The organism is Pseudomonas nabeulensis (assembly GCF_004682045.1).
In the GTDB taxonomy this organism is placed as follows: domain Bacteria; phylum Pseudomonadota; class Gammaproteobacteria; order Pseudomonadales; family Pseudomonadaceae; genus Aquipseudomonas; species Aquipseudomonas nabeulensis.
The window spans coordinates 14,123-32,156 of the sequence record NZ_QUZT01000043.1 but is presented as its reverse complement, the minus strand read 5'-3'; the positions used below and the strand labels follow the sequence as shown (position 1 = coordinate 32,156).

General features: G+C 59.2%; 20 protein-coding genes and 2 pseudogenes. 10 read left to right on the top strand and 12 right to left on the bottom strand.

The window, feature by feature from the left end; translation table 11 throughout:
• Positions 1-293: 293 nt before the first annotated feature.
• The gene (gene fadD1 / locus DYL61_RS20875; RefSeq protein WP_135309900.1) at positions 294-1,985 is read left to right on the top strand and encodes a long-chain-fatty-acid--CoA ligase FadD1; all 1,692 of its coding nucleotides are present in this window, start codon (positions 294-296) and stop codon (positions 1,983-1,985) included.
• Between the two features lie 116 nt (positions 1,986-2,101).
• Here fadD1 and DYL61_RS20870 read toward each other — a convergent pair whose 3' ends face one another.
• A complete protein-coding gene (locus DYL61_RS20870) occupies positions 2,102-2,479 on the bottom strand; it encodes a hypothetical protein (RefSeq protein WP_135309899.1) in 378 nt (125 codons plus the stop codon).
• A 199-nt stretch (positions 2,480-2,678) separates the two neighbouring features.
• Here DYL61_RS20870 and DYL61_RS20865 point away from each other — a divergent pair, with 199 nt between their 5' ends.
• The 3 genes from DYL61_RS20865 (at position 2,679) to def (ending at position 4,528) form a co-directional block, all read left to right on the top strand.
• The gene (locus DYL61_RS20865; RefSeq protein ID WP_016975970.1) at positions 2,679-2,864 is read left to right on the top strand and encodes a CsbD family protein; all 186 of its coding nucleotides are present in this window, start codon (positions 2,679-2,681) and stop codon (positions 2,862-2,864) included.
• Positions 2,865-3,034: 170 nt separating this feature from the next.
• The gene (locus DYL61_RS20860; protein ID WP_135309898.1) at positions 3,035-3,985 is read left to right on the top strand and encodes a YihY/virulence factor BrkB family protein; all 951 of its coding nucleotides are present in this window, start codon (positions 3,035-3,037) and stop codon (positions 3,983-3,985) included.
• Between the two features lie 3 nt (positions 3,986-3,988).
• The gene (gene def / locus DYL61_RS20855; protein ID WP_135309897.1) at positions 3,989-4,528 is read left to right on the top strand and encodes a peptide deformylase; all 540 of its coding nucleotides are present in this window, start codon (positions 3,989-3,991) and stop codon (positions 4,526-4,528) included.
• Between the two features lie 150 nt (positions 4,529-4,678).
• Here def and DYL61_RS20850 read toward each other — a convergent pair whose 3' ends face one another.
• Positions 4,679-5,497 (bottom strand): class I SAM-dependent methyltransferase, encoded by an 819-nt coding sequence (locus DYL61_RS20850; protein ID WP_135309896.1) that lies wholly within the window; start codon positions 5,495-5,497, stop codon positions 4,679-4,681.
• A gap of 59 nt (positions 5,498-5,556) precedes the next feature.
• Entirely contained in the window at positions 5,557-5,985 is a 429-nt protein-coding gene (locus DYL61_RS20845) for a GNAT family N-acetyltransferase (protein WP_135309895.1), read from the bottom strand.
• Positions 5,986-6,103: 118 nt separating this feature from the next.
• Here DYL61_RS20845 and DYL61_RS31945 point away from each other — a divergent pair.
• Both DYL61_RS31945 and DYL61_RS31940 read left to right on the top strand, forming a co-directional pair.
• A pseudogene (locus DYL61_RS31945) lies at positions 6,104-6,880 on the top strand (PAS domain-containing protein); the annotation flags it as partial.
• Positions 6,854-7,423 carry a methyl-accepting chemotaxis protein gene (locus tag DYL61_RS31940; RefSeq protein ID WP_420825084.1) on the top strand — a complete coding sequence of 190 codons (570 nt, stop codon included), beginning with the start codon at positions 6,854-6,856 and terminating at the stop codon, positions 7,421-7,423. The pseudogene DYL61_RS31945 and the gene DYL61_RS31940, both read left to right, overlap by 27 nt.
• Positions 7,424-7,514: 91 nt before the next feature.
• Here the strand turns inward: DYL61_RS31940 and DYL61_RS20835 are convergent, their stop codons facing one another.
• From DYL61_RS20835 to gntR, 5 genes are all read right to left on the bottom strand, one after another.
• Positions 7,515-8,003, bottom strand: coding sequence for a hypothetical protein (locus tag DYL61_RS20835; RefSeq protein ID WP_135309893.1), 489 nt, complete (start codon positions 8,001-8,003; stop codon positions 7,515-7,517).
• 134 nt (positions 8,004-8,137) lie between these two features.
• Positions 8,138-9,553: an MFS transporter gene (locus DYL61_RS20830; protein ID WP_135309892.1), complete on the bottom strand. Its 1,416-nt coding sequence runs from the start codon at positions 9,551-9,553 to the stop codon at positions 8,138-8,140.
• Between the two features lie 14 nt (positions 9,554-9,567).
• Entirely contained in the window at positions 9,568-10,200 is a 633-nt protein-coding gene (locus DYL61_RS20825) for a glutathione S-transferase family protein (RefSeq protein ID WP_135309891.1), read from the bottom strand.
• Between the two features lie 96 nt (positions 10,201-10,296).
• A complete protein-coding gene (locus tag DYL61_RS20820; RefSeq protein WP_135309890.1) occupies positions 10,297-10,530 on the bottom strand; it encodes a DUF6124 family protein in 234 nt (77 codons plus the stop codon).
• 344 nt (positions 10,531-10,874) lie between these two features.
• Positions 10,875-11,906: an HTH-type transcriptional regulator GntR gene (gene gntR / locus DYL61_RS20815; protein WP_167497987.1), complete on the bottom strand. Its 1,032-nt coding sequence runs from the start codon at positions 11,904-11,906 to the stop codon at positions 10,875-10,877.
• Between the two features lie 214 nt (positions 11,907-12,120).
• On the opposite strand from gntR, the gene DYL61_RS20810 reads away from it, so the two are divergent.
• Entirely contained in the window at positions 12,121-12,654 is a 534-nt protein-coding gene (locus DYL61_RS20810) for a gluconokinase (RefSeq protein WP_135309889.1), read from the top strand.
• 84 nt (positions 12,655-12,738) lie between these two features.
• A complete protein-coding gene (locus DYL61_RS20805; RefSeq protein WP_105695498.1) occupies positions 12,739-14,091 on the top strand; it encodes a GntP family permease in 1,353 nt (450 codons plus the stop codon).
• Between the two features lie 159 nt (positions 14,092-14,250).
• Here the strand turns inward: DYL61_RS20805 and alaC are convergent, their stop codons facing one another.
• Positions 14,251-15,462 carry an alanine transaminase gene (gene alaC / locus DYL61_RS20800; protein ID WP_135309888.1) on the bottom strand — a complete coding sequence of 404 codons (1,212 nt, stop codon included), beginning with the start codon at positions 15,460-15,462 and terminating at the stop codon, positions 14,251-14,253.
• 195 nt (positions 15,463-15,657) lie between these two features.
• On the opposite strand from alaC, the gene DYL61_RS20795 reads away from it, so the two are divergent.
• A complete protein-coding gene (locus DYL61_RS20795) occupies positions 15,658-16,137 on the top strand; it encodes a GyrI-like domain-containing protein (RefSeq protein WP_135309887.1) in 480 nt (159 codons plus the stop codon).
• Positions 16,138-16,158: 21 nt separating this feature from the next.
• Here DYL61_RS20795 and DYL61_RS20790 read toward each other — a convergent pair.
• The 3 genes and pseudogenes from DYL61_RS20790 to DYL61_RS20780 form a co-directional block, all read right to left on the bottom strand.
• Positions 16,159-16,563: pseudogene (locus DYL61_RS20790) on the bottom strand (HipA domain-containing protein); the annotation flags it as partial.
• Between the two features lie 65 nt (positions 16,564-16,628).
• Positions 16,629-16,883: a helix-turn-helix domain-containing protein gene (locus tag DYL61_RS20785; protein WP_135309886.1), complete on the bottom strand. Its 255-nt coding sequence runs from the start codon at positions 16,881-16,883 to the stop codon at positions 16,629-16,631.
• A 42-nt stretch (positions 16,884-16,925) separates the two neighbouring features.
• Positions 16,926-17,441 carry a GNAT family N-acetyltransferase gene (locus tag DYL61_RS20780; RefSeq protein ID WP_135309885.1) on the bottom strand — a complete coding sequence of 172 codons (516 nt, stop codon included), beginning with the start codon at positions 17,439-17,441 and terminating at the stop codon, positions 16,926-16,928.
• Between the two features lie 134 nt (positions 17,442-17,575).
• On the opposite strand from DYL61_RS20780, the gene DYL61_RS20775 reads away from it, so the two are divergent.
• Positions 17,576-17,995 (top strand): YybH family protein, encoded by a 420-nt coding sequence (locus DYL61_RS20775; protein WP_135309884.1) that lies wholly within the window; start codon positions 17,576-17,578, stop codon positions 17,993-17,995.
• Positions 17,996-18,034: the final 39 nt, after the last annotated feature.

Below are 18,034 nucleotides of genomic sequence, written 5' to 3'. Positions count from 1 at the left end.
CCCTCCCACATTTGGACCCTATTATCCTGAAAATCCCATTCCAGAGCCTTTTAGGGGGGGATTTAAGCCTGTTTTCAAGTGTGACCAAATATTGTAGGACAGTCGCGTTTATGACTGCGGGGCCCGCTTTTGGCTCTAGGCGGCCCTTGGCAAAGCTGCTACTCTCGGCGCGCTTTGTGACGTCTCGGCCTGCTTGAAAGCGCCAGATTCACCTAAAAAACACACACCAATAATAATCGCATCAAATGCGATGATGAATTCGCGTCGCTGACGTCGCTGAGGAGTGGGCTTCCATGAACGAAGACTTTTGGAAGGATAAGTACCCCGCCGGGATTGCTCCAGAGATCAATCCAGACGAGTATCCAAATATTCAGGCGGTACTGAAACAGTCCTGCCAGCGCTTCGCCAACAAACCGGCTTTCAGCAACCTGGGCAAGACCATCACCTACGGTGAGCTGTACGAACTGTCCGGCGCCTTCGCCGCCTACCTGCAACAGCACACCGACTTGAAGCCCGGCGACCGCATTGCCGTGCAACTGCCCAACGTCCTGCAATACCCGGTCGCGGTGTTCGGCGCTATCCGTGCCGGGCTGATCGTGGTCAACACCAACCCGCTGTATACCGCGCGGGAAATGGAACACCAATTCAACGACTCCGGTGCCAAGGCCCTGGTCTGCCTGGCCAACATGGCGCACCTGGCGGAAAAGGTCGTGCCCAAGACCGGCGTCAAGCACGTGATCGTCACCGAAGTCGCCGACCTGTTGCCGCCGCTCAAGCGCCTGCTGATCAACAGCGTCATCAAGTACGTGAAGAAGATGGTCCCGGCGTATCACCTGCCCAACGCGATCAAGTTCAACGACGTGCTGGCCAAGGGGCACGGCCAACCGGTCAGCGACGCCAACCCGGTCAGCGGCGATGTGGCCGTGCTGCAATACACCGGCGGCACCACCGGCGTGGCCAAGGGCGCGATGCTCACCCACCGTAACCTCGTCGCCAACATGCTGCAATGCAAGGCGCTGATGGGTTCCAACCTCAACGAAGGCTGCGAGATCCTGATCACGCCGCTGCCGCTGTACCACATCTATGCGTTCACCTTTCATTGCATGGCGATGATGCTGATCGGCAACCACAACATCCTGATCAGCAACCCGCGCGACCTGCCGGCGATGGTCAAGGAACTGTCCAAGTGGAAATTCAGCGGCTTTGTCGGCCTGAACACCTTGTTCGTGGCGCTGTGCAACAACGAGGCGTTCCGCAAGCTGGACTTCTCCGCGCTTAAAGTCACCCTGTCGGGCGGCATGGCCCTGCAGTTGGCGGCGGCCGAACGTTGGAAGGCCGTGACCGGTTGTGGCATCTGCGAAGGCTACGGCATGACCGAGACCAGCCCGGTGGCCACGGTGAACCCGATCCAGCATATCCAGATCGGCACCATTGGCATTCCGGTGCCGTCTACCGCGTGCAAGGTGATTGCCGATGACGGCACCGAACTGGCGCTGGGTGAAACCGGCGAGCTGTGCGTGAAGGGCCCACAGGTGATGAAAGGCTACTGGCAGCGCCAGGACGCCACCGACGAAATGCTCGACAGCGAAGGCTGGCTCAAGACCGGTGACATCGCGATCATCCAGCCAGACGGCTACATGCGCATTGTCGACCGCAAGAAGGACATGATCCTGGTCTCGGGCTTCAACGTGTACCCCAACGAGCTGGAAGACGTGCTGGCGGGCCTGCCGGGCGTGCTGCAATGCGCGGCCATCGGTGTGCCGGACGAAAAGTCCGGGGAACACATCAAGCTGTTTATCGTGGTCAAGCCGGGCGCGACCCTGACCAAGGACCAGGTGATGGAGCATATGCGCGCCAACGTCACCGGCTACAAAGTGCCCAAGGCCGTGGAATTTCGCGATGCGTTGCCGACCACCAACGTGGGCAAGATCCTGCGGCGTGAGTTGCGGGATGAAGAGCTGAAGAAACTCGGTCTCAAAAAATAACCCAATCCAAATGTGGGAGGGGGCTTGCCCCCGATGGCGGTGTGTCAGTTACCAGATACAGTGATTGACACTCAGCTATCGGGGGCAAGCCCCCTCCCACAGTTTTGACCGCGTTCCTACAGGGCGAAATGCGCAAAGCTCACGTTTGCACCCGCCGGGCGCACATCCTTCAAGAACGAATCCTTATCCGCACTCAACTCCAGCGTGATCTCCGGCTTGCGCTTGCCCGCATTACGCACCACCAACCCTTCGATGTGCTCGCGCAGGAACGCGGTTGGCACCTTCAGGTGCAGCAACTGGTCGGTCTCGGCGTTGTGCATCAACAGGTGGATCCACTCGTACTGGCCCACGGCAATCCGGCCCACCGGCAGGTCGAACCACCAGATGTTGCGCTTGCGGTCCAGGTCGGTGAAGTGGCAGTTGTTGACGCCGAGTACGGCACCGCCCAGTTCGGTGTTTCTGCGGGCGATGGCCTGTGCTTTATTAAGTTTCATAACCTTCCTACGGGATCTGTTATTCAGCGTTATAGCCTGAATGTGCCGGGCATTCTCGTGGGTTGGCCGCAAAACATAAAGCCAAACCTGCGAGCGGCGATGAAATGCCTACACGAAATAATTGAAACTCTGCCGAACGGCCTCGGGTCAATCTCTAGGTAATGACCAAAACCCTTGATTGTTCTTCTGGAGAAATACCATGGGCAGCACAGCGGATAAGGCAAAAGGTTTGAAAGACGAAGCCGTCGGCAACATCAAGCAAGGTATCGGCAAAGTCACCGGCAACGACAAACTGCGCGCCGAAGGCGTGGTGCAGGAAAAGAAAGGGCAGGTCGAAAAAGCCATTGGCGATACCAAGGATGCGGTAAAGAAAGCGACCAAATAAGGCCGCTTTCCAGCAGTCCAGACGGCCATCCACGGATGGCCGTTTTTATGTCACATACCGTGATTAAAGTTTCGAAATTGTTTCAAGGTCGCCAAATAGGCTACCTTGATGTAGAAAACGGCCCCTGAGTCGCCCCTGAACCTGACCTTTTTGCGGCGAAAGGAGACGCTATGATTTTTCCGGTATTAGAAGGCCTGAAGCTGCACCAAGTGCTGGTGCGCACCGTCAAGGAATTCGTCGATGACGAGATGCCCACCTACGCCTCGGCACTGGCCTACCAGATGCTGTTCTCACTGTTTCCCTTCTTGCTGTTCCTCATTGCCCTGATTGGCTTCCTGCACCTGCCAGACTTCTTCACCTGGCTGCGCTTGCAGTCCGAACTGGTGTTGCCGCCCCAGGCCCTGGAGCAGGTCAACCCGGTGATTGACCAGTTACAGCAATCCAAGGGTGGCCTGCTTTCGGTGGGTATCGTAATCGCCCTGTGGACGGCGTCGGCCGGTGTACGCCTGATGATGAGCGCGATGAACGCCGCGTACGACGTGGTGGAAGGCCGGCCGATCTGGAAGCGCTTCCCGCTGTCGATCTTCTACACCGTCGGCATCGCTGGCATGTTGCTGGCCGCCGCCGCCCTGATGGTACTTGGCCCGCAAGTGATGGAATGGCTGGCCGGGCAGATCGGCATGCAGGAATTCGTGGTCACCCTGTGGACCATCCTGCGCTGGCCGTTGATCGTGATCTTGCTGATGTTCGCCGTGGCCCTCATGTACTACGTGATGCCCGACGTGCAGCAGAAATTCCGCTTTATCACCCCAGGCTCGGTGCTGGCGGTGGTGGTGTGGATCGTCGCGTCCCTCGGCTTTGGCTACTACGTCAAGACGTTCGCCGACTACAACGCCATGTATGGCAGTATCGGTGCGATCATTGTCCTGCTTCTGTACTTCTATATTTCTGCCGCCGTATTGCTGCTGGGTGCGGAGATGAATGCCGTGATCGAACACATGTCGGCCGAAGGCAAGGACCCAGGGGAAAAGGATTTCGATGAACACACTGACACAGACGAAAAACAGCACGTCTCCGGCCTAGGCCGAGACCATTCCAAGCCCACTACCGATGAAGTCTGATCGATGATCCGAGAAATCCTGAAAATGGGCGACGAGCGCCTGCTGCGCATCGCGCCACCGGTGCCGCCCGAGATGTTCGACAGCCCCGAGCTGTGGCAACTGATCGATGACATGTTCCAGACCATGGAACACGTAGGCGGCGTGGGCCTCGCCGCACCGCAGGTTGGTGTGGATTTGCAGTTGGTGATCTTTGGTTTCGAGGCCAGCGAGCGCTACCCTGATGCGCCGCCGGTGCCACAAACCATCCTGATCAACCCGCTGATCACGCCGCTGAGTCCGGTATTGGAAGAAGGCTACGAAGGCTGCCTGTCCGTGCCGGGATTGCGCGGGGCAGTGGACCGTTACCAGCAGATTCGTTATGAGGGCTTTGATCCGAAGGGCGAGCCGATTGTGCGGATTGCCGACGGATTCCATGCGCGGGTGGTGCAGCATGAGTGCGACCACCTGATCGGCCGGTTGTACCCGTCGCGGATTACCGACTTCACCAAGTTCGGGTTTATCGAAGTGATGTTCCCCGACATGGACCCCACAGCCGACGACTAACCTTCAGACCTAATGAGGTCAAAATGTGGGAGGGGGCTTGCCCCCGATAGCGGTGTGTCAGCCAGTACATCTGTAGCTGATACACCGCTATCGGGGGCAAGTCGAATCGTCGCACCGCCCCTCCCACATTGAGTCCGCGATCGGCTTTAACTATTTGCCAGGTTTGATGAACCGCACCGTCATCCGATCCGACTCCCCAATCGCCACATACTTCGCTTTATCCTGCTCCCCCAACTTCAGCGTCGGCGGCAACGTCCACACGCCCGCCGGATAATCCTTGGTGTCCTTGGGGTTGGCATTGACTTCACTCTCGCCCGCCAGCTTGAACCCCGCATCCGTCGCCAACTTCACCACCTGGGCGGTGGTCAGGTAACCCGTGTCCTTGATCGCCTCAAGGTCCGCCCCATCCTTGGCCCGGTGATCTTCCACACCCAGCACGCCACCCGGTTTCAGCACGTTGTAGAAGGCTTTGAACGTAGCCGGTGCGGTATCCGCTGCGACCCAGTTATGCACATTGCGAAACGTGAATACGGCATCCGCCGAAGCGGGTTTGCCAAACACCGGCGCCTTGGGATCGAACTCGACCACCTCGGCGTTGCCATAACGCGCTGGGTCCGCCGCGAACTTCTTCTTCAGGTTTTCTTCGGACGTCTTCGCATAGGCACTGCTGCTCGCAGCCTGCACGGCGGCGATGTAATGCCCGTGATCCTTGAGCAGGGGCGCCAGCACTTCGCTGTACCAACCGCCACCCGGGGTGATTTCGATCACCGTCTGTTTGGCACCCAGGTCAAAGAACGCCAAGGTCTGCTGGGGATGACGATAGCCATCGCGGGCGCTGTTGGCCGGGTCGCGCCAACTGCCGGCAAGTACGCTCTCATACTGCTTGGCGCTGATCGGCGCGTCGCTGGCCTGGCTGAATGTGGGAACAAGAAGGGCGGTAAGGGAAAGAGCTGCAAGCGTCGTTTTCATGATCATCCTTTAAAGGGCCACTGTGCCACCGAGGCTAGCACGGGCTCCCCACGGGCCGATCACACATTATCCGAGGTCGACCTCACCAAACGATCTAAGCCCATGGCGATCATGGGCTTGTTGCGCTTGTAGCGCACCAGCCGTTCGCTGAGGGACTGAGGCAATACCGTGTCCTGGGTAAACCCCATGCGTTGATACAACCCTTCCAGGTCCGGGTGGCACAGCAACCACACCGTCCCTTCACTCGCCGCCACTGCCTCAAGCACCAATTGCGCCGCCAGCCCCTGGCCGCGATAAGCCGGGTCCACAAACACCCCGGTCAACCATTGCCCACCAACAACCGGTGTGAGGCACAGCCCGGCCACGATCTCGCCCTCGCGCGCCACCCATAAATGCCCGCCCTTGAGCGCCTTCATCGACGAGTTGTGGCTGCGGTAAAACTTGTTCAGCAGCGGCCATAACGGCTCTGCCAGTAATTCGATCAGCATGTTCAAGCCAGTGAGAGGTGAGGACGGCTATTGTAGCCGCGGTAATGGCTGACTAGTGGCCTTGCATAGCGTCAAGCCCTGTCTATGCTCACCCAGAACCGTCCAGGGTGATCCGACCATGTTCAACCGCCATCACAAATCCGACCTGCTGGAAATCGAACGTTTCTCCTGTGCTCTCACCGAAGCCAACGCCAAACTCGCCGCCATCAGCCGCTCCATGGCAATGATCGAGTTTGACCGCAACGGCGTGATCCTCGACGCCAACGAGAACTTTTGCAAAACCATGGGCTACAGCGCCGAGGAGATCCGTGGCAAACATCACCGGATCTTCTGCGATGAGGCCTATGCCAAAACCGACGATTACGCCAAGCTCTGGCGCGATCTGGCTCGGGGCGAGGCCATCAGTGGCACATTCATGCGTCTGAACAAACGCGGTCAGGAAGTGTGGCTCGAAGCCAGTTATATGCCGGTGCTGGACAGCGACAAGCAGGTGCAAAGCGTGATCAAGGTAGCGTCGGATATTTCCGCGCGTGTGCACCATGAACATGAAAACCAGAGCCTGATCGACGCCATTGGCCGCTCCATGGCGGTGATCGAGTTTACGCCTCAAGGCCAGATTCTCAGCGCCAACGACAACTTCCTGCGCACTGTGCAGTACTCGCGCGAAGAAATCATCGGCCAGCACCACAGCATGTTCTGCCACCGCAACGAGGTGGAGTCGCCGGCATACAAGGCATTCTGGGCATCGCTCAATCGCGGCGAGTACCACTCGCACCGTTTTGAGCGCAAAAACAAATACGGCAAGACGCTGTTCCTGGAAGCCTCCTACAACCCGATCTTCGACACCAACGGGCGCCTGTACAAAGTGGTGAAGTTCGCCAGCGACATCACTGACCAAGTCACCACCCTGCGTAACGCCGCCGATTCGGCCCACGCCACCTCGGTACAAAATGACGCCTGCGCACGCAAGGGCTCGGAGGTGGTGCAGCAGACCGTACACATCATCGAAGAAATTTCCCACGACCTGAACCAGGCGGCGCAGAGCATCGACGCGGTAAACAAACAGTCGGACATTATCGGTGCCATCGTGCAGACCATCCGCAGCATTGCCGAACAAACCAATATGCTGGCCCTCAACGCTGCGATTGAAGCGGCACGCGCCGGCGAGCACGGGCGTGGGTTTGCGGTGGTGGCCGATGAAGTGCGCAGCCTTGCGGCCAGGACCAGCCAGGCGACGGTGGAGATTGTGGACGTGGTGCGCAAGAACCACGACCTCTCGCTGAGCGCGGTGTCGAGCATGCAATCAAGCTTGAGCCGCACGGGGTTGGGTGTTGAATTGGCGAATGAGGCCGGGCAGGTGATCCTGGAGATTCAGGAAGGCTCACGGCATGTGGTGGATGCGATCAGCCAGTTCAACTCGACTCTGCAACTGCAATAACCAATCGCAAACACACCGCAGGTCCAATGTGAAAGAAGATCCAATGTGGGAGGGGGCTTGCCCCCTCCCACATTTTGTTTCCCCGAGTTGCCTAGATCGCCGCTAGGGTTTCTTTCACCGCCTGCGCCGGGTCAGAAGCCTTCGCCGCTACCTGCTGTTCCTGCTGCTGCTTCACCCGATCCGCCACTTGCTTGGCAATAGCGTCCTGCTTCTCCTGGGACATGTTCTGCACATCCGCCTCGGTCAACCCCTGTTCCTTGAGCAATTGCTCACGGATGCGTTCGGCCGGGGATTTGCTCATGTATTCGGTGAACTCGGAACGCACCGACGACGTGCTGCTGGTGGCTGGCACATCCGTCGTGCTGGCTTGCAGCTGCACACGGGTCTTGGCGAAGGCTTCGTCGATACGGTCGGCGGCCTTGTCCAGTTCCTTCTGCGCAGCCGGCACGGTCACGCTTTGCTGCGCCGCTTGCACGGCACCGCTGTACAGCGCACTGGCGGCGGCGTTGGCCGGGTCCATGTCGGAGCGTTTGAGCTGCTGCACGGTGGTCACGGCTTGGGTGTTGTTGTTAACCAGCATGATCGGTCACCTGTGGAAATGTTCGTGTGCCACAGGTGGAGCAAATAGCGTGCCGGGGACAAAAGCCCTGATTTTATTGAGGATGGAGTGGCCGCTACGGCAAGGGTTGTCCTGCCGGCGGCCATCCGTTGCCGTCAATGGGCGATGTTTTCCAACGCCAGGTTACGCGTACGCGGCCCAAACCAACTGATGGTGATCATCACGATCAACATGCTGCTGGCGATAAACGCCAGCACGCCCGGCGTGCCCAGGTGCTCCAGGATAAAACCGATCAACAGGCTGCTGAACACCGTGGACAAGCGGCTGAACGAATAACAGAACCCCACCGCCCGTGCGCGGATATTGGTGGGGAACAGCTCGCTCTGGTACGAGTGGTAACTGAAGCTCAGCCAGGCGTTGCAGAAGGTGATCATCACCCCGCAGATCACCAGGCCCACCGCCGTGGTTTGCAGGGCGAACAGGCTGCCGAAGATCATCGCGCCCAGGGCCGAGCCGACGATCTGCCATTTGTTTTCAAAGCGATTGGCCACCTTCACGAACAGCAACGGTCCCAGCGGGTAGGCAAGGGTGATGATGAACGCGTAGAGCAGGCTATGGGTCACGCTCACGCCCTGGCCCGACAGCAATGCCGGCAGCCAGTTGCCGAAGCCGAAGAAACCGATGGCCTGGAACACATGGAACACGATCAGCATCAAGGCGCGACGGCGATACGGTGGTTGCCAGATATCGGCAAAACGCCCGCTGCCTTGCACGCTCACGGCTTCCGGCTCCGGCTCATCCAGCGGTTTGCCGTGGTCTTTCTGGCAGCGTGTCTCAAGGTTATTCATGATCGCATCGGCCTCTTCGAAGCGGCCTTTTTGCGCAAGCCAACGCGGTGATTCCGGCAAACGCTTGCGCAATTGCCAGATAAACAGCGCAAACACCGCACTCGACAACACCACCCAACGCCAGCCGGATACACCGAACGGCGCCTGCGGCACCAACCACCACGACATCAACGCCACCGCCGGCACCGACAGGAACTGGATAAAGAACGCAAAGGCAAACGCCGAACTGCGCATGCGCTTGGGCACCAGTTCCGAGAGGTAGGCGTCGATGGTCACCAACTCGATCCCCAGGCCAATGCCCACCAAAAAGCGCATGCAGATAATGCCCACGGCGGACGTCTGGATACCCATCAAAATCGTAGCGACGGTGTACCAGATCAGCGCAAAGGTGAAGATCGCCCGCCGCCCGAAACGGTCGGCAATCGGGCTGAGCAGGCTGGCGCCGAGGAACAGGCCCAGGAACGTTGCCGAGGCGAACGCCGCCTGGTCGGAGAAGCCGAACACGCCTTCCTTGCCCGTGTGGAAAATGCCGTCGCTGATCAGGCCGGGGCTGATATAGGCGGTCTGGAACAGGTCGTACAGTTCAAAAAAACCGCCGATCGAGAGCAACGCCACCAGGCGCCAGACGGTGGCAACGGCAGGCAGACGGTCGATGCGCGCGCTGATATGGGCGGCGCGGATCGGGTCGATGCCGTCGGTGGGGGAGGTGGTGCGCGTGGACATGAAGAACCTTTATTTTAGTTATGACCGTTCAAGGCAAATGTTTGGAAGCCGGGACGTTGGCTGAGGCGTTGGTAGTATGCCTCCACCGCAGGGTAGGGCGGATGTTGCAGTGGCGCGTTGCGCCAACGGTGCACGGAGAGGCCGACGAGGATATCCGCCAGGGTGAATTCACTGCCAGCGACAAAGGCACCGGTCTTGATCAGCTGTTGCTCCAGCAAACCCATCTTGTCGTTCCAGGCTTGCACGCCGGCCTGGATGCGCTGCGGGTCTTGATACTCTGGGTTCTGGCGCACCAGTGCGTGGAACGCATAGCCCCAGGACGGGTTGAGCTCGGTGGCTTGCCAGTCCATCCACTGCTCCACCCGAGCCCGTGGCGCCGGTTCGGCGGGCAGCAGGTCATGGCGCTCATAGAGGCCGACAAGGTAGCGGCAGATGGTGTTGGACTCCCACAGCACGCCATGGTCGTCGATCAATACCGGCACCTGGGCGTTGGGGTTCAGCGCCAGGAACTCGGGGGATTGGGTGGGGGTGTAGCCGATGCCCCAGTCTTCGCGGTGGTAGTCGATGCCCAGTTCCTGGCAGGTCCAGAGCACTTTGCGCACGTTGATAGAGGAGGTGCGGCCGAGGATTTTTAATGAGTGTCCCATGGTGCTTTCCTTGCGGTGGAGAGCAGCCAACATAGCAGGGGTGATAGCAATGTGGGAGGGGGCAAGCCCCCTCCCACATTTTGACCGAGTAGGGCCTTAGCAGCGGGGGGCGTGCTGGTCCATGGCCTTGCCTACCAGCAGCACGCTCAGCTCACTGAGCTGGTGGATGGCCAGCGCTACATCGCGTTGCTTGCCGGTGAGGTCGTCAGCGAGGTCGAGCAGCAAGGTGCTGACGGAGCATACGGATTCGTAGCTGTTGACCAGCAGGGTTTCGGTAGATGTGTCAGGGGTGACGGTGAATAGCGCATGCGTGGGATGGATGCTTTGCATTTATGAAGTACCTGATTTTGGCTGATTGCGTGGGAAACTTCAGGCTACTAAACCCGATCACCGAAACATTCAGCGACCGGTAAACCTTAGATCTCTACCACCCAGACGCACAAGCCAGCGCGTTCTGACGTAAACGTAGGCAACTGGGCGAGGCGCTTACTGTAATGTCAGCTAGGTCCTACGCCATTCCTACAAAACTCCACCGTCTCAAGCTGGCACGGTCGAAAATGTGGGAGGGGGCTTGCCCCCGATGGCAGTGTGTCAGCTACAGATAAGCTGGCTGACCCACCGCTATCGGGGGCAAGCCCCCTCCCACATTTTTTACTGTGCTCGGATCCAGAAAGTCAGGTACTTTCCCGCACCTGCAACTCAAACCCCATATCCACCACCGGCTTGGCCACCTTATTCCCGGCCATGACTGTCAACAAATGCTCTGCCGAGCGCCGGCCAATTGCCTCTCGCGGGGTGCTGATGCTGCTCAAGCGCGGCACCATGAAGGATGACGCCGGCAAGTCGTTAAAGCCCAGCACCGCCACTCGCTCCGGCACTTTGATGCCATGGCGCATGGCTTCCAACAGTGCACCTTGGGCCAAGTCATCGTTGCCGAAGAAAATCGCATCCACATCCGGATGTGCCGCCAGCAACTGCAAGAACAGTTCGCCGCCCAAACCCACCGAGGATGGGCGCGGCGTCAGCACTTCCAGCGCCGGGTCGTACATGCCCGCCTGTTGCAGCGCACGGCGGAAGCCTTCGCCGCGCAGCAGGGTGCGTTGGTCCAACTGCGCGCCTATATAAGCCAAGCGCTTGCGCCCGCGAGACAGCAAGTGCGCCGCCGCCGTTTCGCCAGCGGCCAGTTGCGAGAAGCCCACGCAGTTCACGCCGGCATTGGGGTCCAGGTCCATCATGTAGACGCACGGCACATTGCTGGCCTCGACCATTCGTCGGGCGCTTTCGGTGCGGTCGAAGCCGGTCAGCAGCAAGCCCCGTGGCTGGTAGGCCATGTAGTTGCGCAGCAGGTTTTCTTCTTCGTCGCGGGAATAGTGAGAGTTGCCGATCAGCACTTCGAAGCCCTTGGGGCGCAGCACCTGGTGGATGGCTTCGAGGGTTTCGATAAACAGCAGGTTGGACAGCGAGGGTACGATCACCACCACCGAATGGCTTTGCGCCGAGGCCAGGGCGCGGGCGGCGGGGTTGACCACGTAGTTCAGTTCGCTGGCGGCTTTTTGCACCTTTTCCACCAGTTCGGTGGCAACAGTGCTGATGCCACGCAGGGCACGGGAGGCGGTAATCGGGCTGACACCGGCCAGGCGGGCAACTTCGTTCAGGGTCGGGCGACCCGTGGTGCGCAATTTTTTATCGTTCTTGGAGGTCATCAGGCGGCTTGCCAAACAAAAATCGAGGCACTAAGGTAGCGCTGTCTCCAAAAGGCTGCAAATTCTTGAATATCGGGTTGCCTGATCCGAGTTCAAACGCTTGGAGCGGATGCACGCGTCACTCCATAAAAAAAGACAAGACGGCGCGGGAAAAGCCTGTTTTTGCACTAGCCTTACAGCGTGCAAAGGTAGCGCTATCTGCGTCCTGAGGTGTTTCATGAGTCAACCTGTTACTGCCCTGGTCATCATGGGTGTTGCTGGCTGTGGCAAGACCAGCGTCAGCGAAGCCCTGTGCCGTCTGAACGGCGCCACCGCCATTGAAGGCGACAGCTTCCACCCCGCCGCGAACATCGAAAAGATGAGCGCCGGCCACCCCCTCGACGACGACGACCGCGCCGGCTGGCTCGACATCCTCTGCGATGAATTGCGCCGTTCGCTTAAAGCCGGTGAACACCCGGTGCTCACCTGTTCAGCCCTCAAGAAGAAATACCGCGACCACCTGCGCGAAGCCGCGCCGGGCCTGGGTTTCGTATTCCTGGAGCTGACCCGTGAAGTCGCTTCCGACCGTGTGTCCCATCGCCCCGGCCATTTCATGCCGGCAAGCCTGATCGACAGCCAGTTCGCCACCCTTGAATCGCCCAGAGGCGAGCCGCTGACCCTGGCCCTCAATGCCAGCGTCGACAGCGTCGAGGCCCTGGCCGAGCAAACCAACGCCTGGTGGCTGCAACACGGCTTTGAACCTACTCATTAATTTTTTGCCGGAAAAGATAGCGCTATCCCCGGCAGGAAGTTGAACACCCGCTTTAATAACAACAACAAACAGGAGAGACCCCCCATGTTTGGCATGTCCCACGAGTCCTACCTACTGCTTGACGCAGTGGTCACTATCATTGGGTTGATCGTTCTGATCACCAAGTTCAAGGTGCACCCGTTCATTGCACTGATCATCGCGGCCGGCTTCCTCGGGCTGACCTCGGGCATGCCCGTGGACAAGATCATCAAGGCGTTCCAGGACGGTTTTGGCGGGGTGCTCGGCTTTGTCGGCATCATCCTCGCGCTGGGCACGATGCTCGGCAAGATGATGGCCGAATCCGGCGGTGCCGATCAGATCGCCCAGACCCTGATCCGCGCCTTCGGCAAGGAAAAGGTCCAGTGGGCCATGATGTTCGCCGCGTTCCTGGTGGGCATCCCGCTGTTCTTCGAGATCGGGTTTGTATTGCTGATTCCGCTGGTGTTTATCGTTGCGCGCCGTACCGGCGTGTCGCTGATCAAGATCGGTATCCCGCTGCTCGCCGGCCTGTCGGCGGTACACGGCCTGGTGCCACCGCACCCTGGCCCGTTGCTGGCCATCGGCGTATTTGGCGCGGACATCGGCAAGACCATCCTTTACGGGCTGATCGTCGCACTGCCGACTGCCATCATCGCCGGCCCGATCTTCGGTACGTTTATCGCCAAGTACATTCCGGGTAACCCGTCCCAGGAACTGGTGGACCAACTGGCCCGCGAGTCGGAACACAAGAACCTGCCGAGCTTCAGCATCACCCTGATCACCGTGCTGCTGCCGGTGTTCCTGATGCTGCTCAAGACCTTCGCTGATATCGGTTTGCCGGACGGCCACGTGGTGCGCAACTGGATGGACATGATCGGTCACCCGATCTCCGCCCTGTTGCTGGCGTTGCTGCTGTCGCTGTACACCTTCGGCCATCGCCAGGGCATCCACTCCAAACAGATCCTCAAGTTGCTCGACGCCAGCCTTGCGCCGACCGCCGCGATCATCCTGATCATCGGCGCCGGTGGTGGCTTCAAGCAGATGCTGGTGACCAGCGGCGTGGGCGACGTGATCGGCCATATGGCGGTGAACGCGCAGATCAACCCGATCCTGCTGGCGTGGCTGGTGGCGGCGGTGATTCGTGTGGCCACCGGTTCCGCGACGGTCGCGACCATTACCGGTGCAGGCATTGTGGTGCCGGTGGTGGGGATGATCCCAGGGGTAAACCGTGAGCTGTTGGTGTTGGCGACGGGGGCGGGGTCGTTGATCTTGTCTCACGTCAACGATGCGGGGTTCTGGCTGGTGAAGCAGTACTTCAATATGACCGTGGCGGAGACGTTCAAGACGTGGACGGCGATGGAGACCATTTTGTCGGTGGTGGCGCTGATCTTCATCATGTTGTTGTCGTTGGTGGTGTAACAGGTACACCCACAATCCAAATGTGGTAACCCAATCAAATGTGGGAGGGGGCTTGCCCCCGATTGCTGAGTGTCAGTCACTGTATCCGGTGACTGATCCACCGCTATCGGGGGCAAGCCCCCTCCCACATTTTGACCTCATTCCTATAGATAGATTGGGTCAGGCCTTAGTGACCAGCCCATCCGCCCTGAACATCCCGCGAATCCCCCGCACCGCCTGCCGAATCCGGTCCTGGTTCTCGATCAGCGCAAAGCGCACATGATCATCCCCATATTCACCAAAGCCGATCCCCGGTGACACGCACACCTTGGCTTCCAGCAGCAATTTCTTGGCAAACTCCAGCGAACCCATGGCGGCATATTGCTCGGGAATCTTGGCCCAGACGTACATCGACGCCTTGGGGTTTTCCACCATCCAGCCCAGCTCATGCAGGCCCTTGACCAGCACATTGCGCCGTTGGCGATATTGCTCGGCGATGTCCCTCACGCACTGCTGGTCGCCTTCCAGTGCCGCAATCGCCGCCACTTGCAGCGGGGTGAAGGTGCCGTAGTCGTGGTAGCTCTTGATGCGCGCCAGGGCGTTGACCAGTTCCGGGTTGCCCACCATGAAACCGATGCGCCAGCCGGCCATGTTGTAGCTCTTGGACAGGGTGAAAAACTCCACCGCAATGTCCTTGGCCCCCGGCACTTGCATGATCGAAGGGGCTTTCCAGCCGTCGTAGACGATGTCGGCGTAGGCCAGGTCGTGGATCACCAGCACGTCGTACTGCTTGGCCAGGGCGATCACGCGTTCGAAGAAATCCAGCTCCACGCACTGCGCGGTGGGGTTGGACGGGAAGCCGAGGATCATCATCTTCGGCTTGGGGATCGAACCGCGAATCGCCCGTTCCAACTCGGCGAAGAAGTCCACGCCAGGCACCAACGGCACCGAGCGCACCTGGGCGCCGGCAATTACTGCGCCGTAGATGTGAATCGGGTAGCTCGGGTTGGGCACCAGCACCGTGTCGCCCTGGTCCAGGGTGGCCAGCATCAAGTGCGCCAGGCCTTCCTTGGAGCCGATGGTCACGATGGCTTCCGACTCGGGGTCGATGTCCACTTCATAACGGTCTTTGTACCAGCGCGAAATCGCCCGGCGCAGACGCGGAATGCCTTTGGAGGTGGAGTAGCCGTGGGTGTCTTCGCGCTGGGCGACCTGCACCAGCTTTTCGACGATATGCGGCGGCGTGGCGCCGTCGGGGTTACCCATGCTCAAGTCGATGATGTCTTCGCCGCGCCGACGCGCAGCCATCTTCAACTCGGCAGTGATATTAAAAACGTAGGGGGGGAGTCGATCTATGCGCGCAAAGCGGCGCGGCGAACCTTGGTCTGCCATTGTTGCCTCGAAGTACGTAAGCGCCCGGAACCGTCCGAGCGACGTCGGCCACTGCGGTGGCCTGCGGGGCAGACAATACGGTCGATGATGGCCAGTTGTCCAGATGCGTAGGAAAATTTTCTGCGTGGAAGGCAGACGGGATATCCCCCTATACTCGATGCGGGTTTGTTCCCTCATAAGAAGGAGACTGTTCGAATGGATCAGCAGACAAAACAACCGCTGGAGCCACGCATGGAAGCCGGTAAAGCCCTGGTGATCGCCGGGGTGAAAGGGCGTTATTCAAAGGCCACGGTGGGGGATATCCCCAAGCTGTGGGAGTTGTTCGACACCTGCATCAAGGACATCAAGCCACGCGTCGGCGGGGTGACCTACGGCGTGTGCCATAACCCCCATCACGGCGAATTCGATTACCTGGCCGGGGTTGAAGTACCGAGCAAAAGCGACGTGCCGAGCAACTTCGAATTCATCGAAATTGCACCGCTCAACTATGCGGTGTTCCCGCATTACGGGCCGGTGCAGGCCCTTGAGCAAACGTACGAACGCATCATGTTCGAGTGGTTGCCGCACTCGGGCTACAGGGTCGTGGGGGCGGATTTCGAGCGCTACAGCGCCGATTTTGACGTACGCAAAGGCACCGGGACGGTGGAGGTCTGGCTGCCGGTGGGCGACAAGTAACCCTCCTTCACCACAGGGCCTTCAGCCACCAAAGCTGAGCTGGAAGCCCTGTGCCGATTGGCGTATGGCTCTCGCAACATTGGGGGCTAGCCGGCAATACTCGTCTTCGCGCTTGAGCACGGCTTCAAGGGTTTGAAGCAACGCCTGAATACGTGCCTCGGGGTTTTCGACTTCACAGGCTCGCGCAAACTCAAGAATGCCCAGGCGCGAAGCGAACATTGATTTGTTGCCGGACAGGTCGAGGGCCAATGAGTCTTCGGGGATGTAGGCGGTGGTGTTAACAATGTCGTAAGCCGGTGCCAGGCGTGTATCGAATTGCACGGGATCGCTATACAGCACGCCAAAATTTTTCAGGTGAGCATCGCCATTACCCACGATGCAACTCAGGGCTACACTGTCGAACAATTGATCGAGTGAACTGCGGATCTCTAGCGGCGCTCATCAAGACGCTGCCGCTGTCACCCTGAGGCGTGTGCACGCGCAGGCTGGGGTTATTCATTGAACAGGTCCTCCAGTTCTTCCAGGGTCGGCAGGGTCACGGGCACTAATTTGATCTCACTGCCCAACGCGGCAATGACACGGGCATAGGCATTCATGGACACCGAAGGGCTGCCCTGTTCAATTTCAATCAATTTTTGACGAGTAACGCCTGCTAGCTTTGCCAGCTCCGCTTGCTTGTAGCCTCTGTTAAGGCGCATGCCGCGTACCTGGTCGCCGAGCCGTTGAGTGATAATCGAAGCTTCCATGTCACATATTCATTACTTTCGTTTAGTTAAGTCATGTATACGTTACATTTTCTGAGTGTCAAGGCTACCCCGACCAAACACCCAACTCAACCGGCGCTCAAAACCCACCCGTGCGCGATAGGCCTCTCCGCAATCCACCCATCCAGCCCCCAGATACAATCCCATCGCCGCCACATTGTCCGTATCCACCGACAACTCAATCCCCTTGATCTGCGGCCACGCCTGCAGCGCGGCAGTGGGTAGCGCCTGCAAGCACGCTTTGCCAAACCCCCGGCCTTGTTGCCCGCGATCCACCTGGAATGCATGCAATGTGGCGCTGTGCTCGTCGGCCCAGTGGGGCAGGCAAGGCGGGCGCTTGAGCAGGAGGAAGGCGACGGGTAGGTCATCGGCCAGCAAGGCGAAGCCTTTGACGCCGGGACTTGGGTTGACCAACAAGGTGTTGAGCGCGCAGTACATATCGCCGCAAAACGGCAGTTGCTCCGGGTGAACTTCAAGGGCGCTGAGGTGCTGTTGTTGCACGGCATTCAGCGCTTCATAGGCAACAAGGCGGGTTTGCATCGGGGTGTCCGAACGGCTGCAAGTAAGGGGCGCAGTTTACCGGGTTTGCGTTGGGCCAAATTATTTTCAGACGCCTGTCGATTTGCGGCCAGGCCATTCGACTAAAGGTGTCCTCACCCCACAGGAGAATCGCCATGAGCAGCACAATCCACACCCTGATCGACCAATGGAAGCAAGCCGTGCTTTCCCGGGATATCAATAAAATTGTCAGCTATTACGCCGACGATATCGTCTCGTTCGATGCAGTGACGGCACTGCAATTCAAGGGCAAGGCCGCCTACCGCGCCCATTGGGAAGAGTGCATGAAACATTGCCCTGGCCCCGGCATTTTCGAGTTTCATGAACTGCATGTCGTCGAGGGCCCCGAGAGTGCCTTTGCCCACTGGCTGGCCCATTGCGGCGGCGCCGGGCCGGATGGCGTGGTGAAGGCATGCTGGATGCGCGTAACTGCCGGTTACCAGCGCATCCACGGCGAGTGGAAAGTCGTGCATGAACATTGGTCGGCGCCCTTCGATATGCAAAGCGGCACGGCACTGTTCGACCTGAAACCTTAAGCGCCGCGAACTATAGTCAGTAGTCCGCCACCGGAGATG

Coding starts and splice junctions, on each gene's coding strand:
- fadD1 (WP_135309900.1), top strand. CDS start 294: ATGAACGAAGACTTTTGGAAGGATAAGTACCCCGCCGGGATTGCTCCA.
- DYL61_RS20870 (WP_135309899.1), bottom strand. CDS start 2,479: ATGAAACTTAATAAAGCACAGGCCATCGCCCGCAGAAACACCGAACTG.
- DYL61_RS20865 (WP_016975970.1), top strand. CDS start 2,679: ATGGGCAGCACAGCGGATAAGGCAAAAGGTTTGAAAGACGAAGCCGTC.
- DYL61_RS20860 (WP_135309898.1), top strand. CDS start 3,035: ATGATTTTTCCGGTATTAGAAGGCCTGAAGCTGCACCAAGTGCTGGTG.
- def (WP_135309897.1), top strand. CDS start 3,989: ATGATCCGAGAAATCCTGAAAATGGGCGACGAGCGCCTGCTGCGCATC.
- DYL61_RS20850 (WP_135309896.1), bottom strand. CDS start 5,497: ATGAAAACGACGCTTGCAGCTCTTTCCCTTACCGCCCTTCTTGTTCCC.
- DYL61_RS20845 (WP_135309895.1), bottom strand. CDS start 5,985: ATGCTGATCGAATTACTGGCAGAGCCGTTATGGCCGCTGCTGAACAAG.
- DYL61_RS20835 (WP_135309893.1), bottom strand. CDS start 8,003: ATGCTGGTTAACAACAACACCCAAGCCGTGACCACCGTGCAGCAGCTC.
- DYL61_RS20830 (WP_135309892.1), bottom strand. CDS start 9,553: ATGTCCACGCGCACCACCTCCCCCACCGACGGCATCGACCCGATCCGC.
- DYL61_RS20825 (WP_135309891.1), bottom strand. CDS start 10,200: ATGGGACACTCATTAAAAATCCTCGGCCGCACCTCCTCTATCAACGTG.
- DYL61_RS20820 (WP_135309890.1), bottom strand. CDS start 10,530: ATGCAAAGCATCCATCCCACGCATGCGCTATTCACCGTCACCCCTGAC.
- DYL61_RS20810 (WP_135309889.1), top strand. CDS start 12,121: ATGAGTCAACCTGTTACTGCCCTGGTCATCATGGGTGTTGCTGGCTGT.
- DYL61_RS20805 (WP_105695498.1), top strand. CDS start 12,739: ATGTTTGGCATGTCCCACGAGTCCTACCTACTGCTTGACGCAGTGGTC.
- alaC (WP_135309888.1), bottom strand. CDS start 15,462: ATGGCAGACCAAGGTTCGCCGCGCCGCTTTGCGCGCATAGATCGACTC.
- DYL61_RS20795 (WP_135309887.1), top strand. CDS start 15,658: ATGGATCAGCAGACAAAACAACCGCTGGAGCCACGCATGGAAGCCGGT.
- DYL61_RS20785 (WP_135309886.1), bottom strand. CDS start 16,883: ATGGAAGCTTCGATTATCACTCAACGGCTCGGCGACCAGGTACGCGGC.
- DYL61_RS20780 (WP_135309885.1), bottom strand. CDS start 17,441: ATGCAAACCCGCCTTGTTGCCTATGAAGCGCTGAATGCCGTGCAACAA.
- DYL61_RS20775 (WP_135309884.1), top strand. CDS start 17,576: ATGAGCAGCACAATCCACACCCTGATCGACCAATGGAAGCAAGCCGTG.